This is a genomic window from Pseudomonas retamae, from assembly GCF_043496865.1.
GTDB classification, from domain to species: domain Bacteria; phylum Pseudomonadota; class Gammaproteobacteria; order Pseudomonadales; family Pseudomonadaceae; genus Aquipseudomonas; species Aquipseudomonas retamae.
Genome location: NZ_JBIEIL010000014.1, coordinates 54,311 through 74,417, shown reverse-complemented (window position 1 = coordinate 74,417; position 20,107 = coordinate 54,311). Strand labels below are relative to the sequence as shown.

The 20,107-nt window shown below is 60.2% G+C and carries 17 protein-coding genes and 1 pseudogene; 8 read left to right on the top strand and 10 right to left on the bottom strand.

All coding sequences use genetic code 11. The annotated features are described in order from the left end of the window. Positions 1-7: 7 nt before the first annotated feature. Positions 8-478 carry a Dps family protein gene (locus tag ACGSLL_RS23785; RefSeq protein WP_394508175.1) on the bottom strand — a complete coding sequence of 157 codons (471 nt, stop codon included), beginning with the start codon at positions 476-478 and terminating at the stop codon, positions 8-10. A gap of 312 nt (positions 479-790) precedes the next feature. On the opposite strand from ACGSLL_RS23785, the gene ACGSLL_RS23780 reads away from it, so the two are divergent. Next, the gene (locus tag ACGSLL_RS23780) at positions 791-1,393 is read left to right on the top strand and encodes a cold-shock protein (RefSeq protein WP_090285622.1); all 603 of its coding nucleotides are present in this window, start codon (positions 791-793) and stop codon (positions 1,391-1,393) included. Positions 1,394-1,454: 61 nt separating this feature from the next. Here the strand turns inward: ACGSLL_RS23780 and ACGSLL_RS23775 are convergent, their stop codons facing one another. Next, positions 1,455-1,661 carry a SlyX family protein gene (locus tag ACGSLL_RS23775; protein WP_394508174.1) on the bottom strand — a complete coding sequence of 69 codons (207 nt, stop codon included), beginning with the start codon at positions 1,659-1,661 and terminating at the stop codon, positions 1,455-1,457. Positions 1,662-1,664: 3 nt separating this feature from the next. Then, positions 1,665-2,090 carry an HIT family protein gene (locus tag ACGSLL_RS23770; RefSeq protein WP_394508173.1) on the bottom strand — a complete coding sequence of 142 codons (426 nt, stop codon included), beginning with the start codon at positions 2,088-2,090 and terminating at the stop codon, positions 1,665-1,667. Positions 2,091-2,980: 890 nt separating this feature from the next. Between ACGSLL_RS23770 and ACGSLL_RS23765 the strand changes: the two genes are divergently transcribed. Beyond that, positions 2,981-4,327: an OprD family porin gene (locus tag ACGSLL_RS23765; RefSeq protein WP_394508171.1), complete on the top strand. Its 1,347-nt coding sequence runs from the start codon at positions 2,981-2,983 to the stop codon at positions 4,325-4,327. A gap of 117 nt (positions 4,328-4,444) precedes the next feature. Here ACGSLL_RS23765 and ACGSLL_RS23760 read toward each other — a convergent pair whose 3' ends face one another. Beyond that, positions 4,445-5,287, bottom strand: a complete 843-nt coding sequence (locus ACGSLL_RS23760) for a mechanosensitive ion channel family protein (protein ID WP_394508170.1) — start codon at positions 5,285-5,287, stop codon at positions 4,445-4,447. A gap of 183 nt (positions 5,288-5,470) precedes the next feature. After that, a complete protein-coding gene (locus ACGSLL_RS23755) occupies positions 5,471-5,956 on the bottom strand; it encodes a YajQ family cyclic di-GMP-binding protein (protein WP_090285634.1) in 486 nt (161 codons plus the stop codon). 140 nt (positions 5,957-6,096) lie between these two features. Here ACGSLL_RS23755 and ACGSLL_RS23750 point away from each other — a divergent pair, with 140 nt between their 5' ends. The 3 genes from ACGSLL_RS23750 to ACGSLL_RS23740 are packed head-to-tail and all read left to right on the top strand — an operon-like array spanning position 6,097 to position 9,684. Further along, positions 6,097-7,014 carry a putative 2-dehydropantoate 2-reductase gene (locus ACGSLL_RS23750; RefSeq protein ID WP_394508169.1) on the top strand — a complete coding sequence of 306 codons (918 nt, stop codon included), beginning with the start codon at positions 6,097-6,099 and terminating at the stop codon, positions 7,012-7,014. 45 nt (positions 7,015-7,059) lie between these two features. Continuing rightward, a complete protein-coding gene (locus tag ACGSLL_RS23745) occupies positions 7,060-9,096 on the top strand; it encodes a sensor histidine kinase (RefSeq protein ID WP_394508168.1) in 2,037 nt (678 codons plus the stop codon). Between the two features lie 3 nt (positions 9,097-9,099). Continuing rightward, positions 9,100-9,684 carry a cob(I)yrinic acid a,c-diamide adenosyltransferase gene (locus tag ACGSLL_RS23740; RefSeq protein WP_394508167.1) on the top strand — a complete coding sequence of 195 codons (585 nt, stop codon included), beginning with the start codon at positions 9,100-9,102 and terminating at the stop codon, positions 9,682-9,684. Positions 9,685-9,806: 122 nt separating this feature from the next. On the opposite strand, the gene ACGSLL_RS23735 is transcribed toward ACGSLL_RS23740, so the two are convergent. From ACGSLL_RS23735 to secA, 4 genes are all read right to left on the bottom strand, one after another. Next, complete coding sequence (locus tag ACGSLL_RS23735) at positions 9,807-10,751, bottom strand: Nudix family hydrolase (protein WP_394508166.1); 945 nt, start codon at positions 10,749-10,751, stop codon at positions 9,807-9,809. Beyond that, on the bottom strand, positions 10,748-11,380 hold the full coding sequence (locus ACGSLL_RS23730) for a glutathione S-transferase family protein (protein ID WP_394508165.1): 633 nt from the start codon (positions 11,378-11,380) through the stop codon (positions 10,748-10,750). The genes ACGSLL_RS23735 and ACGSLL_RS23730 overlap by 4 nt, the downstream gene beginning before the upstream one ends. Positions 11,381-11,538: 158 nt before the next feature. Then, on the bottom strand, positions 11,539-12,756 hold the full coding sequence (gene argJ, locus ACGSLL_RS23725; protein ID WP_394508164.1) for a bifunctional glutamate N-acetyltransferase/amino-acid acetyltransferase ArgJ: 1,218 nt from the start codon (positions 12,754-12,756) through the stop codon (positions 11,539-11,541). 122 nt (positions 12,757-12,878) lie between these two features. After that, on the bottom strand, positions 12,879-15,614 hold the full coding sequence (secA, locus tag ACGSLL_RS23720; protein WP_394508163.1) for a preprotein translocase subunit SecA: 2,736 nt from the start codon (positions 15,612-15,614) through the stop codon (positions 12,879-12,881). A 307-nt stretch (positions 15,615-15,921) separates the two neighbouring features. Between secA and ACGSLL_RS23715 the strand changes: the two genes are divergently transcribed. Then, the gene (locus ACGSLL_RS23715) at positions 15,922-16,377 is read left to right on the top strand and encodes a DUF721 domain-containing protein (protein ID WP_090285657.1); all 456 of its coding nucleotides are present in this window, start codon (positions 15,922-15,924) and stop codon (positions 16,375-16,377) included. A 138-nt stretch (positions 16,378-16,515) separates the two neighbouring features. On the opposite strand, the gene ACGSLL_RS23710 is transcribed toward ACGSLL_RS23715, so the two are convergent. Beyond that, positions 16,516-18,003: a helicase HerA-like domain-containing protein gene (locus ACGSLL_RS23710; RefSeq protein ID WP_394508162.1), complete on the bottom strand. Its 1,488-nt coding sequence runs from the start codon at positions 18,001-18,003 to the stop codon at positions 16,516-16,518. Positions 18,004-18,188: 185 nt separating this feature from the next. On the opposite strand from ACGSLL_RS23710, the pseudogene ACGSLL_RS23705 reads away from it, so the two are divergent. Together ACGSLL_RS23705 and ACGSLL_RS23700 are read left to right on the top strand one after the other, a co-directional pair. Beyond that, positions 18,189-19,220, top strand: a pseudogene (locus ACGSLL_RS23705) (HAMP domain-containing protein); the annotation flags it as partial. Positions 19,221-19,313: 93 nt separating this feature from the next. Then, positions 19,314-20,078 (top strand): methyl-accepting chemotaxis protein, encoded by a 765-nt coding sequence (locus ACGSLL_RS23700; protein ID WP_394508230.1) that lies wholly within the window; start codon positions 19,314-19,316, stop codon positions 20,076-20,078. Positions 20,079-20,107: the final 29 nt, after the last annotated feature.

The following is a 20,107-nucleotide window of genomic DNA, read 5'->3' as shown; positions in this document are numbered from 1 at the left end:
CGTTCGATCAGGCTTCGAGCAACGCGCGCAGCATCCACGCGGTCTTCTCGTGCACCTGCATGCGCTGGGTCAGCAGGTCGGCGGTCGGCTCATCGCTGACCTTGTCGAGCAGCGGAAAAATCCCGCGCGCCGTGCGGGTCACCGCTTCCTGCCCCTCGACCAGTTGCCTGATCATGTCTTCGGCGCTTGGCACGCCCTCCTCTTCCTTGATGGACGACAGACGTGCGTAGGTGGCATAGGCACCCGGCGCCGGAAAGCCGAGGGCGCGGATGCGCTCGGCGATCGAGTCCACCGCCAGCGCCAGTTCGTTGTACTGCTCTTCGAACATCAGATGCAGGGTACGGAACATCGGGCCGGTAACGTTCCAGTGGAAGTTATGGGTTTTCAGATACAGCACGTAGGTGTCCGACAGCAGACGCGACAGTCCTTCGACGATGGACTTGCGGTCCTCTTCACTGATACCGATATCGATTGCCATGGTGACCTCCTGAGGGCGATTGATTTCATCCAAAAGATGCAGGCCCACTCTAGCAAGGCTGCCGCCACCTCGCAGCCCCGTTCACACGCTCGCACTGCGACAAAACGACCGACGCACTGCCACTGGCCGGGCTGATTTGAGTCGCCGAAGGCTTTGCTGTTAAATAGGCGACGTGTCGCTATGCCCCATATTTCGGGGTGTTGCGCATAGGCTGATGTCGTGAACGTGTCCACCGCCTCTTTTTTTGTTCCGAAGCGAACCGTTCGCCTTCAGCTCTTCCTTGTGAGCCGTCATAAACGTGAGCCAATCAAAATGTTGAAAATCGTCCACCTGCTGATGGGCGCAGCGGCTTTGCTGCTGTCGTTCATACCCAGCTTGAAATCCGAAGCCGTTCCCTACCTGCAACAACCCGATGCACTTTATCTGGCCTTTTTCGGCCTGCTGAACCTGATCCTTGCGCCAGTGATCCCGTACTGGAACAAAGGTCCGCGCCAGCATCTGCAAAACCTGGTCAGCGCTCTTCTGGTACTGACCGTCGTCCTGCAAACCCTGACCCTGATCGCACCAATGCCGGTCATCGCCGGCCAGCCTGCCGTGCTGTTCAGCCTGGTAATCGCACTGGTTGCGGTGGTCGTACACCTGGCAGTGAGTTTCTATCGCTCTTCACCGGCCGCCGCGCCGACCAGCTACGACATGACCAACCGTGATACCGGTACCGTCAAGTGGTTCAACACTTCCAAAGGCTTCGGCTTTATCTCGCGCGATTCCGGCGATGATATTTTCGTGCATTTCCGCGCGATCCGTGGCGAAGGTCACCGCGTTCTGGTCGAAGGCCAGCGCGTGGAGTTCTCGGTAATGAACCGCGACAAGGGCCTGCAAGCCGAGGACGTCATCGCCGCGCTGCCGCGCCGCTGACCCCAAAGCAAAAAACCGCGAACAGCCTGGCTGCTCGCGGTTTTTTTATGCCTGTACGAACTCAATAATGCGGCGGCGGTGCGTCTTCTTCGAAAGAGCCGAACTGCCCGACCATTTCCTCCTGGCGCTTGAGCAGTGCCGCCATCTGCAATTGCAGACGCTCGACCACGCGCTGCTGCGCCACCAGCACGTCATTCAATGCCTGAATCGTATCGTCCTGAAAGGCCAACCGGCTCTCCAGATCGGTAACGCGTTGTTCCAGACTCATGACTCAGGCCTCCGCAAAAGTGAAATCGTCGGTCAGCACCAGACGCAAGCGCTCGCGGATGGCGGCGACCTGCTCTGCGCTGTACGGCTGGGCTGGGTGCTTGCCCCAGACCGGCGCCGGCCAGGCGGCATCATCGCGTTTGCGCACGATGACATGCATGTGCAACTGGCTGACGACGTTGCCCAGGGTCGCGACGTTCAGTTTGTCGGCATCAAACGAATCCTTGAGCAGCTCGGCCAGTGTGGTGGTTTCCTGCCAGAGCTGCTGCTGGTCAGCGACATCCAACTGAAACAACTCGCTGATATCCTCGCGACGCGGCACCAGGATGAACCACGGGTACTGGCTGTCGTTGGACAGCAACAAGCGGCAGAGCGGGAAGTCACCGATCACCAGCGTGTCCTGTTGAAGTCGTGAATCTAAAGCAAACACTGCGCGCACTCCCGGCTGATCGACATATTCAGCTTGGCGGCGTTTCCTGGAACGACCCGCCAAGCCACAGGAGTGCAGCATACCTGTGATTGCGCGAGCGTTCACGACAGCGTGGCCTGCCATCGCGCATGCGCCCCGACATGGGACATTTGGCAGCGCTACGCACCAACACGGACCCCATACCCGTCATCATCCCGAAGAAATGATCGGAATATGCCCTATGCTCGGCCTCTCAAGCGCTCATCACCGCGGGAAATCGAACAGGGGCGGAAAATTATCTGCACCAAAAACGCACAACACGTCTACGCTCAGTGCGTCGGGCATCCGCCGAATACTCACTGAGGGGGGTGAACGGGTAACGTTTTTTGTTGTCACGCGCGCGGAACAGCGTGACAACACCATGGCAGGGCTGACGTCAAGCGCTGAAAAAAACAGCCTTGAAGCCCCCGTTTCACAAGGTTTTCACAAACGCAGGCGGGCGCTTGAAAAAATAACCGCAGGAAAAACGCGGTTTGAGCACGCTTGTTGCATTCGTACTCATATGGACTATAAGCGCACCACCGGAAGTGGATGCCTAAGCCCCATAAAAACAGTGGCAGGGTTGCCCGATGGAGATTCAAGTGTTTTGCCAGGGACTCTTTTTTACCGATGCAAAAAGGCCCATGAACAGCGAGAAAGTTGTCAGTCCGGCTGCGTCGGTACTGTGAATTTGCGACATCCAGCCAGTCATTCGCGACAACGTCGTAAAGAAGCTGAAAGGTTGAATTCGCAAGTATCGCCAACATGGTCGGCGTGATATAAGTTTGCGCCGACACAAAAAGAAAGAGCCGCCCAGATAATAAAACAGGTGGGACGGCAGTACTCTTCTAAAACCAAAGGAGCAAATCACGATGCGCGTGATGAAGTGGAGCATGATCGCACTGGCAGTTGCAGCAGCTGCCGGTTCTCAGTTGGCTACGGCCGCACCGTTCGTTAGTGACCAGGCAGAGGCCAAGGGCTTCGTTGAAGACGCCAAAGCTGACTTGCTGATTCGTAACTATTACTTCAACCGTGACAACAAGGATCGCGCCCGGGACGTCAAGGACTGGACCCAGGGTATCTGGGGCAACTTCAGCTCTGGCTATACCCAAGGTACTGTAGGCGTCGGCGTCGATGCATTCGGTTACCTGGCGATCAAACTCGATGGTGGCGACGGTACCAGTGGTTCGGGCAACATGTCCCGTAGCGACACCGTCAATGCAAATGGTTCGCGCGACGTCAATGACAGCCAAGGCAAAGCCGGCGCTGCCATCAAGTTCCGCGTATCGAAAACCGAGCTGAAAATCGGCGACATGCAGCCAAGCACCGCTCCGGTGTTCGCCGTCGGCGGCTCGCGTATCCTTCCGCAAACTGCCAGCGGTTTCCAACTGCAGAGCAGCGAAGTCAAAGACCTCGACCTCGAGGCTGGTCACTTCTACTCGGGTACCAGCCAGGACAAGAACGCCCGTGATGGCGGTCTGTACGCCACCTACGCCGGCGTTGAAGCCAATACCATCGACTACTTCGGCGGTAAATACGGCATCACCGAGAACCTCTCGGCATCGCTGTACGGCGCCAAGCTGGAAGATATCTGGAACCAGTACTACGCGAACGTGAACCTCACCACCCCGTTCAGTGGTGACACTTCGTTGAACACCGATTTCAACATCTACCGCACTACCGATACCGGCAGCTCGAAAGCAGGCGACATCAGCAACACCGCCTTCTCCCTGGCCACCGCGCTGTCGTTCCTCAAAGCGCACACCGTTACTCTGGCCTTCCAGAAAGTCAACGGTGACACGCCGTTCGACTACATCGGTATCGGCAAGAACAACCGTGGCGGCGACTCGATTTTCCTCGCCAACTCCATCCAGTACTCTGACTTCAACGCACCTGGCGAGAAATCTGCCCAGATCCGTTATGACATCAAAATGGCCGAGTACGGCGTTCCAGGTCTGAGCTTCATGACCCGTTACGTTAAAGGCTGGGACATCGATGGCACCCATACTCCGGCAGGCAGTGCATACACCGGTCTGTATGGCGAAGATGGCAAGCACAACGAAACCAACCTGGAAGCCAAGTACGTAGTTCAGTCTGGCCCGGCAAAAGACCTGTCGTTCCGTATTCGTCAAGCGTGGCACAATGCCAACGCCGATGAAGGCGAAGGCGACGTTAAAGAGTTCCGTCTGATCGTTGACTACCCGCTGTCGCTGTTGTAATCGCATCCAGTTAGTTTGCGATAACAAATAAAAAGGCCCATCTCAGGATGGGCCTTTTTTATTGCTGCTGCATTCAACTGCGCTGACTGCGAAGTCAGACAGTTAATTAGCAACCTATCATTTAGTTGCCGGTTCCTGCATTACACGAATAACCCGCTGTGGAAAAGGAATATCAATTCCGGCAGCCTTTAAACGATCGCGCGCCAGCTCATTGAACATGAACATCACATCCCAGTAATCGGCAGTTTTAACCCAGACCCGCAGGGAAACCGTGATCGAACTGTCGCCCAGTGTCGAAATCACCGCTTGTGGCTCAGGGTCCTGCAGCACGCGCTCATCCTTGGCCAGATCCAGCAGCACCTGACGGGCCTTTTGCAGATCGGCTTCGTAATCGACGCCCACATCGAATACCACTTTGCGGGTCGGCTGACGGTTGGTGTTGGTGATGATGCCGTTGGATAGATTGCCGTTGGGCAGGATGATGGTCTTGTTGTCGCCGGTACGCAGCACCGTGTGGAAAATCTGGATGCTGTCGACAGTGCCCGCCACGCCTTGGGCTTCGATCCAGTCACCGATACGGAATGGCCGGAACAGCAGAATCAGCACGCCACCGGCAAAGTTCGCCAGGCTGCCCTGCAATGCCAGACCGATAGCCAGACCGGCCGCACCGATGGCCGCGACGAACGAGGTGGTTTCGACGCCGATCATCGACGCGACGCTGACGATCAGCAACACCTTGAGAATGATGTTCGCCAGGCTGCTGATAAAGCCTTGCAGCGCCAGGTCGGCATTGCGCAGGGCCAACAGACCGCCGAGCTTTTGCGTGACCTTGTTGATCAGCCACCAGCCGATGGCCAGGGTAATCACCGCCAGCAGCACGCGGCTGCCGTATTCCATGATCATCGGAATCCACGCCTGGGACGCCTTGACCAGGTGGTCCACCTCAGCATTCAAATCCATGTTCTTTCTCCTGATTTCCGGCTTCCCGGGTGTAAAAAATCACCGACAGAACAACTGCCAGGGTGTACACAAAATAATGTGGGAGCGAGCCTGCTCGCGAATGCGGTGTGTCAGTCAACCTCATGGCTGAATGAAACATCGCATTCGCGAGCAGGCTCGCTCCCACAGGCCATCCGACAGAGCTTAGTCGCGGAAGTTGTTGAACTGCAGCGGCATACCGAATTCCTTGGCGCGCAGTGCCGCGATGGCTTCCTGCAGGTCGTCGCGCTTCTTGCCGGTCACACGTACTTGCTCGCCCTGGATGGCGGCCTGCACTTTCAATTTGGCTTCCTTGATGTGGCCGACAATCTTCTTCGCCAGTTCCTTGTCGATGCCTTCCTTGAGCACGGCGTCCTGCTTCATCAGCTTGCCCGAGGCATAGGCGTCCTTGACCTCAAGGCACTGTACGTCGATCTTGCGCTTGACCAGCGCCAGCTTGAGGATTTCGATCATCGCTTCGAGCTGGAATTCGGCCTCAGCGGTCAGGCTGACGGTCAGGTCCTTTTCCTTGAACTCGAAGCTGCCTTTGCCTTTCAGGTCATAACGACGGTCGAGTTCCTTCACGGCGTTCTCGACCGCGTTGGTAAGCTCGTGTTTGTCCAGTTCGGATACCACGTCGAACGACGGCATGTAATCTCTCCAATAAAAAGGCGCGCTCGATGATGATGGAGCGCGCTTGGCTTGCGGTTAAAATCGGGCTCATTATAACGGGTCTTTTCTCACCGATACGGCGCGCCGCACATGCCTGCAAGCAATCGAGCAAAAAACTGATGTCGACTCCCTGGCATGTACTGGGCGCCGGCAGTCTCGGCACGTTATGGGCGACCCGCCTGGCCCGCGCGGGCCTGCCGGTGCGGTTGATCGTGCGCGACGACACGCGCTTGCGCAGCTACGAGGCCGCCGGTGGACTGACCCTGGTAGAAAACGGACAAGCCAGCACCCATGCAGTTCCCGCTGAAACCGCAGACAACCCCGCGCTGATCCGCCGCCTGCTGGTGGCGTGCAAGGCGTACGACGCTGAAAGCGCCGTCGCCCGCATCGCCCCGCGTCTGGCGGTGGATGCCGAGCTGATCCTGCTGCAGAACGGCCTCGGCAGTCAGGACGCGGTCGCCGCCCAGGTGCCGCATGCGCGGTGTATCAGCGCCTCCAGCACCGAGGGTGCGTTTCGCGATGGCGACTGGCGCGTGGTGTTTGCCGGGCATGGGTTTACCTGGCTCGGCGATGCCGCAAATCCATTGGCGCCGATCTGGCTGGACGATCTGCAAGCGGCGAACATTCCCCATGAATGGACCGCTGACATCCTCACCCGCCTGTGGCGCAAACTGGCGCTCAACTGTGCGATCAACCCGCTGACGGTGTTGCACGACTGCCGTAACGGCGGACTGACCGAGCATCACTGCGAAGTCGCCACCCTGTGTGGCGAGCTGGCCGAATTGCTTGAACGCTGTGGCCAACCGGCAGCGGCGGACAACCTGCAAGCGGAAGTCGAGCGAGTGATTCAAGCCACCGCGGCCAATTACTCCTCGATGTACCAGGACGTCGCCAACCAGCGCCGCACCGAAATCAGTTACCTGTTAGGCCACGCCTGCAAGGTTGCCGAACGCCACCAGGTAAACCTGCCGCATCTGCAGCAACTGCAACAGCGCCTGATCGGCCATCTGCGCAGCCTCGGATTGCCCAGCGACTGAGCAGCGGCTACGCTGGCGACTTGTTCCTTTGTTGCGATAAACCTGATGCCATTGCGCCAGCGCCTCGAAAACCTGCCGGTCGGCCAGAAACTGTTGGCCGCCCTGCTGGTGTTGTTGACCACGGTTCTGCTGGTCGCCAACCTGACCTTTATCAGCGCCGCCTATTACATCTCCCAGGAAAGCATGGCCCCGCAGGCCTTGCAGACCATCGGCCGGTTGATCTCCAATCCGAGCCTGGTCAGCGAAGCCCTGCAATCACCGCAAAGTGCCGAGCGCCTGCTCAAGGAGCTCGACAGTTATTCACCGTTGCGCGCCGCCGCCCTCTACGACGGCAAAGGGCAACGTCTGGCGCAAGTGCAGCGTGGCGACAAACTCAGCCTGCCGGAGCATTACCGCCACGTCGAGGCCTGGCAACTGACCGAGTTTCGCAGCAACCAGCTGATCACGCTGCCCCGTCCCGGCACCTCACCGGGCCACTTGCTGCTGGTTGCCAGCAGCGAGCTGCCGATGGCGTTCTACACCGGCACCCTGACCGCCAGCCTGGGTATTCTGATTTTCAGCGTGCTGCTGTGGCTGGTGATTGCCCGGCAGATCAAACGCCTGATCACCCGGCCGATCCATCAACTCGAAGAGCTGTCGCGGCAAGTTACGCGTGAAGAGAACTACGCCTTGCGTGCTGCGCGCGGCAACCACGATGAAATCGGCAGTCTGGCCGAGGCGTTCAACACCATGCTGTCGCGCATCGAAGCGCGCGAGCAGCAGCTCAAGCGCGCCCGCGATGATTCGCAGGCGGCTTACGATCAGGCCCAGGGGCTGGCCGAAGAAACTCGCCACACCAATCGCAAACTGGAACTGGAAGTCCAGGTGCGCAGCAAGATCGAGAAGAAGCTCACCGGTTTCCAGAACTACCTCAACAGCATCATCGACTCGATGCCCTCGGCGCTGATCGCCCTCGACGAGCAGCTCTACGTCACCCAATGGAACCAGGAAGCCAGCGCCCTCTCCGGCACGCGTCTGGACGAAGCGCTGAACCAGCCGATCTTCCTTGCCTTCGAACCGCTCAAGCCGTTTCTGCCGCAAATCAAGCAGACCGTCGAGCAGCACACCGTGGCGAAAATCGAGCGGGTCACCTGGTTCAAGGACGACGAGCCGAAGCACTACGCGCTGACCTTTTATCCGCTGATGGGCGGTGCCGGGCGTGGCGTGGTGATCCGCATCGACGACATCACCCAGCGCCTGTCGCTGGAAGAGATGATGGTCCAGTCGGAAAAAATGCTCTCGGTCGGTGGACTCGCCGCCGGCATGGCCCATGAAATCAATAACCCGCTGGGCGCGATCCTGCACAACGTGCAGAACATCCGCCGACGCCTGTCCGCGGATCTGCCGAAGAACCTGGAAACCGCCGAACAACTGGGCATCGAACTGGACACGGTCAACCGCTACCTGCAAGGGCGCGAAGTGCCGCAACTGCTCGACGGCATTCAACAGGCCGGTGCGCGGGCGGCGAAGATCGTTACGCACATGCTCAGTTTCAGCCGCCGCAGTACCCGGCAAATGGCCCCCTGCGATTTGCCGGCACTGATCGATCAAGCCGTGGAAATCGCTGGCAACGATTTCGATCTGGCCATCGGTTTCGACTTCAAGGGCCAGGCGATCATCCGTCAGTTCGACCCGGCGCTCGGCCCGGTGCCGGGCACCGCCAACGAGCTCGAGCAGGTGCTGCTCAATCTGTTGAAAAACGCTGCGCAGGCGATCCACCAGCGCGAGGACGACAGCGAGCCGGGGCGGATCATTCTGCGTACCAGACTCAATCCGCCCTGGGCCGAGATTCAAGTCGAAGACAACGGTATCGGCATGAGCGAAAGCGTGCGCAAACGCACCTTCGAACCGTTCTTCACCACCAAGGAAATCGGCCAGGGCACCGGGCTGGGCCTGTCGGTGTCGTACTTCATCATCACCAATAACCACAAAGGGCAGATGGAAGTGCAGTCCGCGCCGGGCCAGGGCACCTGCTTCACCTTGCGCCTGCCGCTGAGCCAGCCAACCCCCATCGCCGCCGAAACCAGTCAACTACCGAGGTAACTCATGGGCTTTCGCCTGTCGAAAATCTACACCCGCACCGGTGACAAGGGCGAAACCGGCCTCGGCGATGGCCGTCGCGTGCCCAAGGATCATCCACGGATCGAGGCGATCGGCGAGGTCGATACGCTGAACAGTCAGGTCGGCGTGTTGCTGGCCGGGTTGATCGCCGAGCGTGAACGCTGCCCGGGGCTGAATGAGCTGATCGAGGTCTTGGCGCCTTGTCAGCATCGCCTGTTTGATTTGGGTGGCGAACTGGCAATGCCGGAATATCAGGCGTTGAACGCAGCGGAAATCGAACGCCTGGAAGCGGCGATTGACGTGTGGAATGAAGAGTTGGGGCCGCTGGAGAATTTCATCTTGCCCGGCGGTTCAATGCTGATCGCCCAAGCGCACGTGTGCCGCAGCCTGGCGCGCAGTGCCGAGCGGCGTTGCCAGCATCTGAATGCGCTGGAACCGCTGGCCGGGGTTGGCCTGGCGTATATCAATCGGTTGTCGGATCTGTTGTTTGTGGCGGCAAGGTTGATTGCGCGGCGGCAGGGGGTGGCGGAGATTTTGTGGCAGGCGGCGGCAAAACCCCGAGATAAGTAGCGTCTGACAGGACGCCTTCGCGAGCAGGCTCGCTCCCACAGGGACTGCATTTCTCCAACTGGAACGCAGTCAAATGTGGGAGCGAGCCTGCTCGCGAAGAGGCTAGAAGCCCCACCGCAAAATCAGGATTCAGGCCAGAACGCGCGAATCCCCGCCACACCCTGCGCCCCGACGCTCCAGGCCTTGTCCCGCTTCGCCGGCCCTACCCCACCGAGCAAAAACACCGGTTTACTGAAACATTCGATCAGCGTCCCGGCCTGCTCCCAGCCCAACGGCTGCGCATCCGGGTGAGTCAGTGTCGGCTGCACCGGCGACAGGGTGACGAAATCCACGCCCATCTGCTCGGCCAGCGCCAGTTCTTCAGCGTTGTGACACGACGCCGCCAGCCAGCGCTCTGCCGGCAACGGCCGCCCCGCCGCCGCGTATTTACGCAACTGCGCCGAGGTGATGTGCCAACCCGCCGATGGGAAATCGCCGAGCCATTCAAACGGCCCCTTGATCATCAACTGCGCCTTGCCGGCACACAGGCCGACCGCATCGACCGCCAGATCGCGGTACTTGGGGTCATAGCCATTCGGCGCGCGTAGCTGGATCAGCTTGATGCCGCCGGCAATCGCCTTCTGGATACCGCGTAGCAGCGCCGGGGTTTCCAGATCTTCCGGGGTGATCAGATATTCGTTGGGCAAGCGCGCCGCGGCAACGATCGGCTGGTTGGCCGCCGGGAATTCATAATTCACCAGCTCCTTCGCTGTCACCCAGGCCAAGGGCTGGCCTTCGGCGCCATGCGGCTCACCACTGAATGCCGAGACTTCCCAGACATCCAGCAATACTTGTTTGTCCGGGTAATCGTGGCGCACCTTGATCAGCGGCCGGGCAGCGCCGACGACGATGCCCAGTTCCTCGTTCAGCTCTCGGGCCAGCGCACTTTCGACCGATTCGTCAGCCTCGACCTTGCCGCCGGGAAACTCCCACAGACCACCCTGATGCTGGGTGTCGGCGCGGCGCGCGATGAGGATTTTGCCGCTGGCGTCGCGAATGACTGCAGCGGCGACGTGAACGCGTTTCACGGCTTCAATTCCTCCAGTCCGGCCTTCTGCCACGCTTTGAATGCAGGCCATTGGTAGATGGTTTCAACATAGGCTTCGTCGGCGGCCGGCAGTTGTACCTGATAGGTACGCAGGCGTACGGCGATCGGAGCGAAAAAAGCATCGGCCAGACTCACGCGACCGAACAGGTACGGCCCGTCTTCGGTCGCCGCCGCACGACATTCCGCCCACAAGGCGAGCATGCGCTCGATGTCGACCTTCACTTCTGGCGGCACCGGATTGAGCGGCGCGTCGTGATTGAGGTTGAACGGCATGTGATTGCGCATGGCGAAGAAGCCGCTGTGCATCTGCGCGCAAGCAGAACGGGCCTGCGCACGGGCGAACACATCGCTCGGCCAGAGCTGCTCGGAGGGGAATTGTTCGGCGAGGTATTCGGCGATCGCCAGCGAGTCGGCGATGGTGCCGCGGGTGGTTTTGAGCAGTGGCACCTTGGCGGTCGGCGAATGTTTGAGCAGCAACTCGCGAGTGTCGGGTTTGCCGAGCTTGATCAGTTCTTCGCTGTAAGGTGCGCCGGTCAGCTCCAGCGCCAGGGCGGCGCGCAGGGACCAGGAGGAAAGCAGTTTGTCGCCGATGATCAGGTGCAGGGACATGGTGGTGGCGCCTTTTCGTCAGAGGAAAGCTTCTGAATGGATTGTGTCTGGACCGCCGTCTTCGCGAGCAGGCTCGCTCCCACAATAGACCGAGCTGCGGCGATACCCCTGTGGGAGCGAGCCTGCTCGCGAATCGAGCGACTCGGTCCCGGGTCAGGTCAAGTACGGTACTCAGCGTTGATCTTCACATACTCGTGCGACAGGTCGGTGGTCCAGATGGTTTCGCTGCAATTGCCACGACCCAGTTCTATGCGGATGGTGATCTCTTCCTGTTGCATCACCGCCGAGCCTTGCGCTTCAGTGTAGGTCGCCGCACGGGCGCCGCGGCTGGCGATGCACACCTCGCCGAGGAACACGTCGATCTTGCTCACGTCCAGGTCCGGCACACCGGCACGGCCGACGGCGGCGAGAATACGGCCCCAGTTCGGGTCGGAGGCAAACAGCGCAGTCTTGATCAGCGGCGAGTGCGCCACGGTATAGCCGACGTCCAGGCATTCCTGATGGTTGCCGCCACCGTTGACTTCAACAGTGACGAACTTGGTCGCGCCTTCGCCGTCACGCACGATGGCCTGAGCCACGTCCATGCACACTTCGAACACCGCTTGCTTGAGTTTGGCAAACAGCTCGCCTTCGGCGCGAGTGATCTCCGGCAGTGCAGCCTTGCCGGTGGCGATCAGCATGCAGCAGTCGTTGGTCGAGGTGTCGCCGTCGATGGTGATGCGGTTGAACGACTTGTTGGCGCCGTCGAGCATCAGGTTGTGCAGCACATCGCGCGAGACTTTGGCGTCCGTGGCGATGTAGCCGAGCATGGTCGCCATGTTCGGGCGGATCATGCCCGCGCCTTTGCTGATGCCGGTGACGGTGATGGTCACGCCATCATGCTCGAACTGGCGGCTGGCGCCCTTCGGCAAGGTGTCGGTGGTCATGATTCCGGTGGCGGCGGCTTCCCAGTTGTTTTCCGACAGATCATCGAGCGCCGCTTGCAGTGCGCCTTCGATCTTCTCGACCGGCAGCGGCTCACCAATTACACCGGTGGAGTACGGCAGGATCTGGCTGGCATCGACGCCGCTCAGCTCAGCCAGTTTCGCCGTGGTGCGCTCGGCAGCCGCCAGACCCGGCTCGCCGGTGCCGGCGTTGGCGTTACCGGTGTTGGTCAGCAGGTAGCGCACGGCATTCTGCACGCGTTTTTTCGCGAGGATCACCGGCGCCGCACAGAACGCGTTCAAGGTAAACACGCCCGCCACGGTCGAGCCCTCGGCACAGCGCATCACTACAACATCCTTGCGCCCGGGGCGCTTGATGCCGGCCGAGGCGATACCGAGTTCAAAACCGGCAACCGGGTGCAACGTTGGCAACGGACCAAGACCAACAGCCATGAATGCGCTCCTTACTCAATGATGTCAGCACCGCCACTCGCAGCGACGGTGGTGTGAATGGCAAAACGCCGCGACGGCAAGAGCCGGTCGCGGCGCGGGTAGTTCAGCGTGTGCGACGGGTTTTACTGGATCTGCCCGTGGCAATGCTTGTATTTCTTGCCCGAACCGCAATAGCACAGCTCGTTGCGGCCCAGCTTCTGCTCGTTACGCACCGGTGCGGTGGCGAGGGCGACATCGACCTCTTCACCCAGTGCTTCGGGCTGATCCAACCCCGGCGCTTCGGCGTGTTCGAACTGCATGCGGGCGGCCAGCGCCTCGGCTTCCTGACGCAGGCGTTGCTCTTCGGCTTCCGGATCTTCGCGGCGAACCTGAACGTGCGACAGTACACGGATCGAGTCGCGCTTGATCGAATCGAGCAGCTCGGAGAACAGCGTGAACGACTCGCGCTTGTATTCCTGCTTCGGGTTTTTCTGCGCGTAGCCACGCAAGTGGATGCCGTGACGCAGGTGATCCATGGTCGACAGGTGGTCTTTCCACAGATCGTCCAGTACGCGCAGCACGATCTGCTTCTCGAACGAGCGCAGTGCTTCGGCACCGGCCTGATCTTCTTTTTCGTTGTATGCCGCCATCAGCTCGGTCATGAGCTTCTCGCGCAGGGTTTCTTCGTACAGGTGATCGTCTTCGTCGAGCCACTGCTGGATCGGCAGGGTCACACCGAAATCGCTGGCAATCGAGGCTTCCAGGCCGGCGACGTCCCACTGCTCGGGCAGCGACTGCGGCGGAATGTGGGCGCTGACGGTCGCGTTGAGCACGTCCTGACGGAAGTCGGCGATGGTTTCACCGATGTTGTCGGCGGCCAGCAACGTGTTGCGCATGTGATAGATCACTTTACGCTGTTCGTTGTTGACGTCGTCGAACTCGAGCAATTGCTTACGGATGTCGAAGTTGCGCCCTTCAACCTTGCGCTGCGCCTTCTCGATCGCATTGGTCACCATGCGGTGCTCGATCGCTTCGCCCGGCTGCATGCCCAGGGCCTTCATGAAGTTCTTCACCCGGTCAGAGGCAAAGATGCGCATCAGGCTGTCTTCCAGCGACAGGTAGAAACGGCTCGAACCGGCATCGCCCTGACGGCCGGCACGGCCACGCAGCTGGTTGTCGATACGACGCGATTCGTGGCGCTCGGAGGCGATCACTTGCAAGCCGCCGGATTCCAGCACTTGCTGGTGACGCTTCTGCCAGTCGGCCTTGATCTGGGCGATCTGCTCAGGGCTCGGGTTTTCCAGCGCCGCGACTTCCACCTCCCAGTTACCGCCCAACAGAATGTCGGTACCGCGACCGGCCATGTTAGTGGCGATGGTCAGCGCGCCCGGACGACCGGCCTGCGCAATGATTTCAGCTTCTTTTTCGTGGAACTTGGCGTTCAGGACCTTGTGTTCGATACCTTCCTTGGCAAGCAGGCTGGAAACGTGCTCGGAAGTTTCGATGGTTGCCGTACCGACGAGGATCGGACGGCCCTGTGCCATGCCTTCCTTGATGTCGTTGATGATCGCCGCGTATTTCTCTTCGGCGGTCAGGAACACCAGGTCGTTGTAGTCTTTGCGCGCCAACGGCTTGTTCGGCGGAATGACCACGACCGGCAGGTTGTAGATCTGGTGGAATTCGAACGCTTCGGTGTCAGCGGTACCGGTCATGCCGGACAGCTTTTCGTACAGACGGAAGTAGTTCTGGAACGTGGTCGAAGCCAGGGTCTGGCTCTCGGCCTGAATGTTCAGTCCTTCCTTGGCTTCGATGGCCTGGTGCAGGCCTTCGGACAGACGACGACCCGGCATAGTACGACCGGTGTGCTCGTCGACCAGCACGACCTGACCATCCTGCACGATGTATTCAACGTTGCGGTTGAACAGCTTGTGCGCACGCAGACCGGCGTAAACGTGGGTCAGCAGACCGAGGTTGTGCGCCGAGTACAGGCTCTCGCCTTCGGCCAGCAGGCCGACGCGGGTGAGCATGTCTTCGATGAACTGGTGACCGGCTTCGTTGAGTTCGACCTGGCGGGTCTTCTCGTCAACGGTGTAGTGGCCGGCCTTGGTGACCTGACCTTCGACTTCTTCGACGTGCAGTTCCAGCTGCGGGATCAGTTTGTTGATCTCCATGTACAGCTTGGAGCTGTCCTCGGCCTGACCGGAAATGATCAGCGGGGTACGCGCCTCGTCAATGAGGATGGAGTCGACCTCGTCGATCACGGCAAAGTTGAGTTCGCGCTGGAATTTCTCTTCCATGCTGAACGCCATGTTATCGCGCAGGTAGTCGAAACCGAATTCGTTGTTGGTGCCGTAGGTGATGTCGGCGGCGTACGCCAGACGCTTCTCTTCCGGCGGCTGGAACGGCGTCACGACGCCGACGGTCAGGCCGAGGAATTCATACAGCGGACGCATCCAGTTGGCGTCACGACGGGCCAGATAGTCGTTCACCGTCACCACGTGCACGCCCTTGCCGGACAGAGCATTGAGGTAAACGCCGAGGGTTGCCACCAGGGTTTTACCCTCACCGGTGCGCATTTCGGCGATCTTGCCTTCGTGCAGGGTCATGCCGCCGACGAGTTGCACGTCGAAGTGGCGCATGCCCATCACGCGCTTGCCGGCCTCGCGAGCCACGGCAAAGGCTTCCGGCAACAGCTTGTCGAGGGTTTCCCCTTTGGCGATGCGGTCCTTGAACTCTTGAGTCTTGGCGCGCAATTGATCGTCCGAAAGGGCCACCATTTGCTCTTCGAAGGCATTGACGAGCTGCACCGTCTTGAGCATGCGTTTGACTTCACGCTCGTTCTTGCTTCCAAAAAGTTTCTTTAACAAAGGCGCAAACATATCGGCAGGATCTTCCACACTAAAGGGATGGAGGGCGGCCCCGTGAGTCGCCCGTGCAGCCCTCATGGCCGCATGCGAACGAGCATTCTACCCGGAAACGGTGGTGAGGAAAGTGGCGATGTTCCACGATGCTGGCACTGCGCTTTGACGGGGCTCACTTGAAATAAGGGCGTTTTGCTCAACTTCAAGCCACGCGGGCAAGAAGTTAGTCGTTGATTTAATGAGCAAAGCAGGGACAAAAGCAATGGGCGAGTGGTTCCGCAGCTTTCTGCTACCATGGCGCCTCTGTTACTTCAGGTGTTCGATCATGGCATTTCGCCCTCTCACGGCCAGAGCACCCGCCGTTCTGCTACGCGAAGCCAAGCCGCTCAAAGCCATCCTCGGCCATGCCCAACGGCTGGGGCATTTGCAACGTCTGCTCGAAAGCCAGCTGCAACCCGCCGCCCGCGAACACTGCCATGTGGCGTCGTGGCGTGAGGGCAGTCTGCTGTTGATTGTCACCGATGGCCATTGGGCCACACGCCTGCGCTATCAGCAGAAACGCTTGCAGCGGCAATTGCAGATGTTCGACGAATTCGCCAGCCTGACGCGGATTCTGTTCAAGGTGCAGCCGCCGACGGTGCAGCGCGGCGCGACCGGGCACACCATGGATCTGTCGACCGATGCTGCGGCGACGATTCAGGAAACGGCCAATGGGATCAGCGATCCGGGTTTGCGTGCGGCGCTGGAACGACTGGCGGCGCATGCCAAGGCCAAAACCTGACTTTTGTTCGAACGTGCAATACCCATGTGGGAGCGAGCCTGCTCGCGAAGCGGTCGTGTCAGACGCCATCGATGTTGAATGGCAGACCGCTTTCGCGAGCAGGCTCGCTTCCACATCTGGATCTCCAGTAGTTCGGGTTTAGCGGCGTTTGCTGCCACCGAGCAAAGAGCCCATCAAGCCGCGCACCAGTTGCTTGCCCAGATTGTTGGCCGCCTGACGCATGGCTGACTTCAGTGCCTGCCCCGCCGCGGTGCCGAGGAACTCCCCGGCCCGGTCGGCCAGGCTTGGTTCTTCAGGCGCGGGTTTTCTTGCGGGCACCTCAGCCTCCGGCGCCAGGCCTTTACGCCCCATCAGGATTTCATACGCCGACTCGCGATCGATCGGCTTGTCATAACGGCCCTTGAACGGCGATCCGGCAATCAGCACGGTGCGTTCGGTTGCGCTGAGCGGCCCGATCCGCGATTGCGGCGGCGCCACCAGCACCCGCTGGACCATTTCCGGCGTGCCCTTCTCGGTCAGAGTGCCGACCAAGGCCTCGCCAATCCCCAACTCGGTCAATACCGACAAGCTGTCGAACGCCGGATTCGGACGGAAGCCCTCGGCCACCGCGCGCAGGGATTTCTGCTCTTTGGCGGTAAATGCGCGCAAACCGTGCTGGATACGCAACCCGAGCTGTGCCAGCACGTCATCGGGCAAATCGGCTGGCGACTGGGTGACGAAATACACGCCAACGCCCTTGGAGCGAATCAACCGCACCACTTGTTCAAGACGTTCCTGCAACGCCTTCGGCGTGTCGCCAAACAGCAAATGCGCCTCATCGAAGAACAGCGCCAGCAGCGGTTTGTCGGCATCGCCACGCTCGGGCAATTGCTCGAACAGTTCGGCCAGCAGCCACAACAGGAACGTTGCATAGACCTTCGGCGCTTCGTGCACCAGGCGACTGGCGTCGAGCAAATGAATACGTCCGCGACCGTCGGCGGTCGGTTGCAGAATGTCCTCCAGTTGCAGCGCCGGCTCGCCGAACAAGGCTTCTGCGCCCTGCTGCTCAAGGGTTGCCAACCGCCGTAGCAGCGCCTGACTGGAACCGGTGGTCATCAGCGCCGCGTCTTCGCCGAGCAGTTGCGGGTTGTCCTTCAGGTGATTGAGCAGTGCTTTCAAGTCTTTCAGATCGAGCAACAACAGACCTTCGCGATCGGCGACCTTGAACGCCGCATACAGCGCCGACTGTTGACTGTCAGTGAGCTCCAGCAGGCTGCCGATCAGCAGCGGGCCCATTTCGCTCAAGGTGGTACGGAGCGGATGCCCGGATTCGCCATGAATATCCCACAAGGTCACCGGATACGCCTGCGGCGTGTGGTTGAGCCACGGCATGCCGGCGATGCGCTCGGCGACCTTGCCCTGTGGATTGCCGGCGGCGCCGAGGCCGCACAGATCACCCTTGATATCGGCGGCGAACACCGCGACACCGGCGTCGCTGAACGCTTCGGCCAGGCGCTGCAAGGTGACGGTCTTGCCGGTGCCGGTGGCGCCGGCGATCAGGCCGTGGCGGTTCGCCAGGCGCATCGCCTGAGCAGTCTGCTGGCCCGCCGGATCGGCGCCGATTACGAGTTGCGAGGAGTCAGGCATTTTGTCACCCAATGGTTAATCTTTGATGCTGCATGGCCGATAGAAAGGTGGAGAGACCCGACCCGAGTCAGCCGGACATTTCCCTAAGGAGAGACGGAAATATCAGCTTTTTTGACCCTTGCCCGTTTCACGTGCCCCTATGAAAGCACGCCCGGGACATTAAGACCTTAGCGGAACCCCAAGCCATGAACAAAAATCTGCGCTTCAGCCATAAAATCCTGCTTGCCGCCGCCCTCGTCGTCATCGCCGCCTTCGCCTCGTTCACCCTTTATAACGATTGGTTGCAACGCAACGCGATCCGCGATGACTTGAACAGCTACCTCGAAGAAATGGGCGAGGTCACTGCCGGTAATATCCAGACCTGGCTGACCGGGCGTATTCTGCTGATCGAAAACGCCGCCCAGAACATCGCCATCAACCCCGACTCCGCCAACGTCGCCAGCCTGCTCGAGCAGAAAACCCTGACCTCGACGTTCATGGCCACCTACCTGGGCGATGCCACCGGCCATTTCACCATCCGCCCCGACACGAAAATGCCAGATGGTTTCGACCCGCGCGTGCGCCCCTGGTACAAAGGCGCCGAGGGCAGCAGCACCTCGACCCTGACCGAGCCGTACATCGATGCCGCCACCGGGCAGTTGATCATCTCCATCGCCACCGCCTCGAAGAAGGCTGGCCAGAGCGTCGGCGTGGTCGGCGGTGATCTGAGCCTGCAATCGCTGGTCGACACCCTCGCCGCGCGGGATTTTGACGGCATGGGTTACGTGTTTCTGGTTAGCGCCGACGGCAAGATACTCGTGCATCCGGACAAGGCCTTGGTGATGAAATCACTCAAAGAAGCCTATCCCCAGGACACGCCGCGCATCAGCAGCGACTTCAGCGAAGTCAGCGTCGATGGCAAGACCCGCATCGTCACTTTCGCGCCGATCAAGGGTCTGCCGTCGGTGAACTGGTACATCGGTTTGTCGGTAGATAAGGATCAGGCATTTGCGATGCTCAGCGAATTCCGCACCTCGGCGGTGATCGCGACGGTTATTGCCGTGGCGATCATTATCGCGCTGCTGGGCATGCTGATCCGCATCCTGATTCAGCCGCTGCACGTCATGACCCGCGCCATGGAAGACATCGCCGACGGCGAAGGCGACCTGACCAAACGCCTGAGTATCGTCAACAACGATGAGTTTGGCGTGCTGGGTACTGCATTCAACCGTTTCGTCGAGCGTATTCACGGCTCAATCCGTGAAGTCTCGTCGGCCACCGGGCAAGTCAACGAAGTCGCGCTGCGTGTGGTCGCGGCCTCGAACTCGTCGATGTACAACTCCGATCAGCAAGCCTCGCGCACAAGCAGCGTGGCGGCAGCGATCAACCAGCTCGGCGCCGCCGCGCAGGAAATCGCCCGCAACGCCGCGCAGGCTTCAAATCAGGCCAGCGATGCGCGCGGCCTCGCCGAGGATGGCCAGCAAGTGGTTGAACGCAGCATTCAAGCGATGAACCGGTTGTCGAGCATGCTCAGTGCATCGAGCAGCAACATCGAGTCGCTGAACAGCAAGACCGTGAACATCGGGCAGATTCTCGAAGTGATCACCAGCATTTCCCAGCAGACCAATCTGCTGGCGCTCAACGCGGCGATCGAAGCGGCGCGTGCCGGTGAGGCTGGTCGCGGTTTCGCCGTGGTTGCCGATGAAGTGCGCAATCTGGCCCACCGCACGCAGGAGTCGGCGCAGCAGGTGCAGACCATGATCGAGGAGCTGCAAGTCGGCGCCCGCGAGTCGGTGAGCACCATGAGCGACAGCCAGCGCCACAGCCAGGACAGCGTCGAGATCGCCAACCTCGCCGGCGAGCGCCTGAACAGCGTGACCCAGCGCATCGGCGAAATCGACGGCATGAACCAGTCGGTGGCGACCGCGACCGAAGAGCAGACCGCCGTGGTCGAGTCGATCAACGTCGACATCACCGAGATCAACACGCTGAACCAGGAAGGCGTGGAAAACCTGCAGGCGACCTTGCGTGCCTGTTCGGATCTGGAGCAGCAGGCTGCGCGGTTGAAGCAATTGGTTGGCAGCTTCAGAATCTGAAGATCAAGAGCCTCCCCCTCATCGGAACG

Coding starts and splice junctions, on each gene's coding strand:
- ACGSLL_RS23715 (WP_090285657.1), top strand. CDS start 15,922: ATGGCATTTCGCCCTCTCACGGCCAGAGCACCCGCCGTTCTGCTACGC.
- secA (WP_394508163.1), bottom strand. CDS start 15,614: ATGTTTGCGCCTTTGTTAAAGAAACTTTTTGGAAGCAAGAACGAGCGT.
- ACGSLL_RS23785 (WP_394508175.1), bottom strand. CDS start 478: ATGGCAATCGATATCGGTATCAGTGAAGAGGACCGCAAGTCCATCGTC.
- ACGSLL_RS23765 (WP_394508171.1), top strand. CDS start 2,981: ATGCGCGTGATGAAGTGGAGCATGATCGCACTGGCAGTTGCAGCAGCT.
- ACGSLL_RS23745 (WP_394508168.1), top strand. CDS start 7,060: ATGCCATTGCGCCAGCGCCTCGAAAACCTGCCGGTCGGCCAGAAACTG.
- ACGSLL_RS23755 (WP_090285634.1), bottom strand. CDS start 5,956: ATGCCGTCGTTCGACGTGGTATCCGAACTGGACAAACACGAGCTTACC.
- ACGSLL_RS23710 (WP_394508162.1), bottom strand. CDS start 18,003: ATGCCTGACTCCTCGCAACTCGTAATCGGCGCCGATCCGGCGGGCCAG.
- ACGSLL_RS23760 (WP_394508170.1), bottom strand. CDS start 5,287: ATGGATTTGAATGCTGAGGTGGACCACCTGGTCAAGGCGTCCCAGGCG.
- ACGSLL_RS23780 (WP_090285622.1), top strand. CDS start 791: ATGTTGAAAATCGTCCACCTGCTGATGGGCGCAGCGGCTTTGCTGCTG.
- ACGSLL_RS23740 (WP_394508167.1), top strand. CDS start 9,100: ATGGGCTTTCGCCTGTCGAAAATCTACACCCGCACCGGTGACAAGGGC.
- ACGSLL_RS23750 (WP_394508169.1), top strand. CDS start 6,097: ATGTCGACTCCCTGGCATGTACTGGGCGCCGGCAGTCTCGGCACGTTA.
- ACGSLL_RS23775 (WP_394508174.1), bottom strand. CDS start 1,661: ATGAGTCTGGAACAACGCGTTACCGATCTGGAGAGCCGGTTGGCCTTT.
- argJ (WP_394508164.1), bottom strand. CDS start 12,756: ATGGCTGTTGGTCTTGGTCCGTTGCCAACGTTGCACCCGGTTGCCGGT.
- ACGSLL_RS23700 (WP_394508230.1), top strand. CDS start 19,314: ATGTACAACTCCGATCAGCAAGCCTCGCGCACAAGCAGCGTGGCGGCA.
- ACGSLL_RS23730 (WP_394508165.1), bottom strand. CDS start 11,380: ATGTCCCTGCACCTGATCATCGGCGACAAACTGCTTTCCTCCTGGTCC.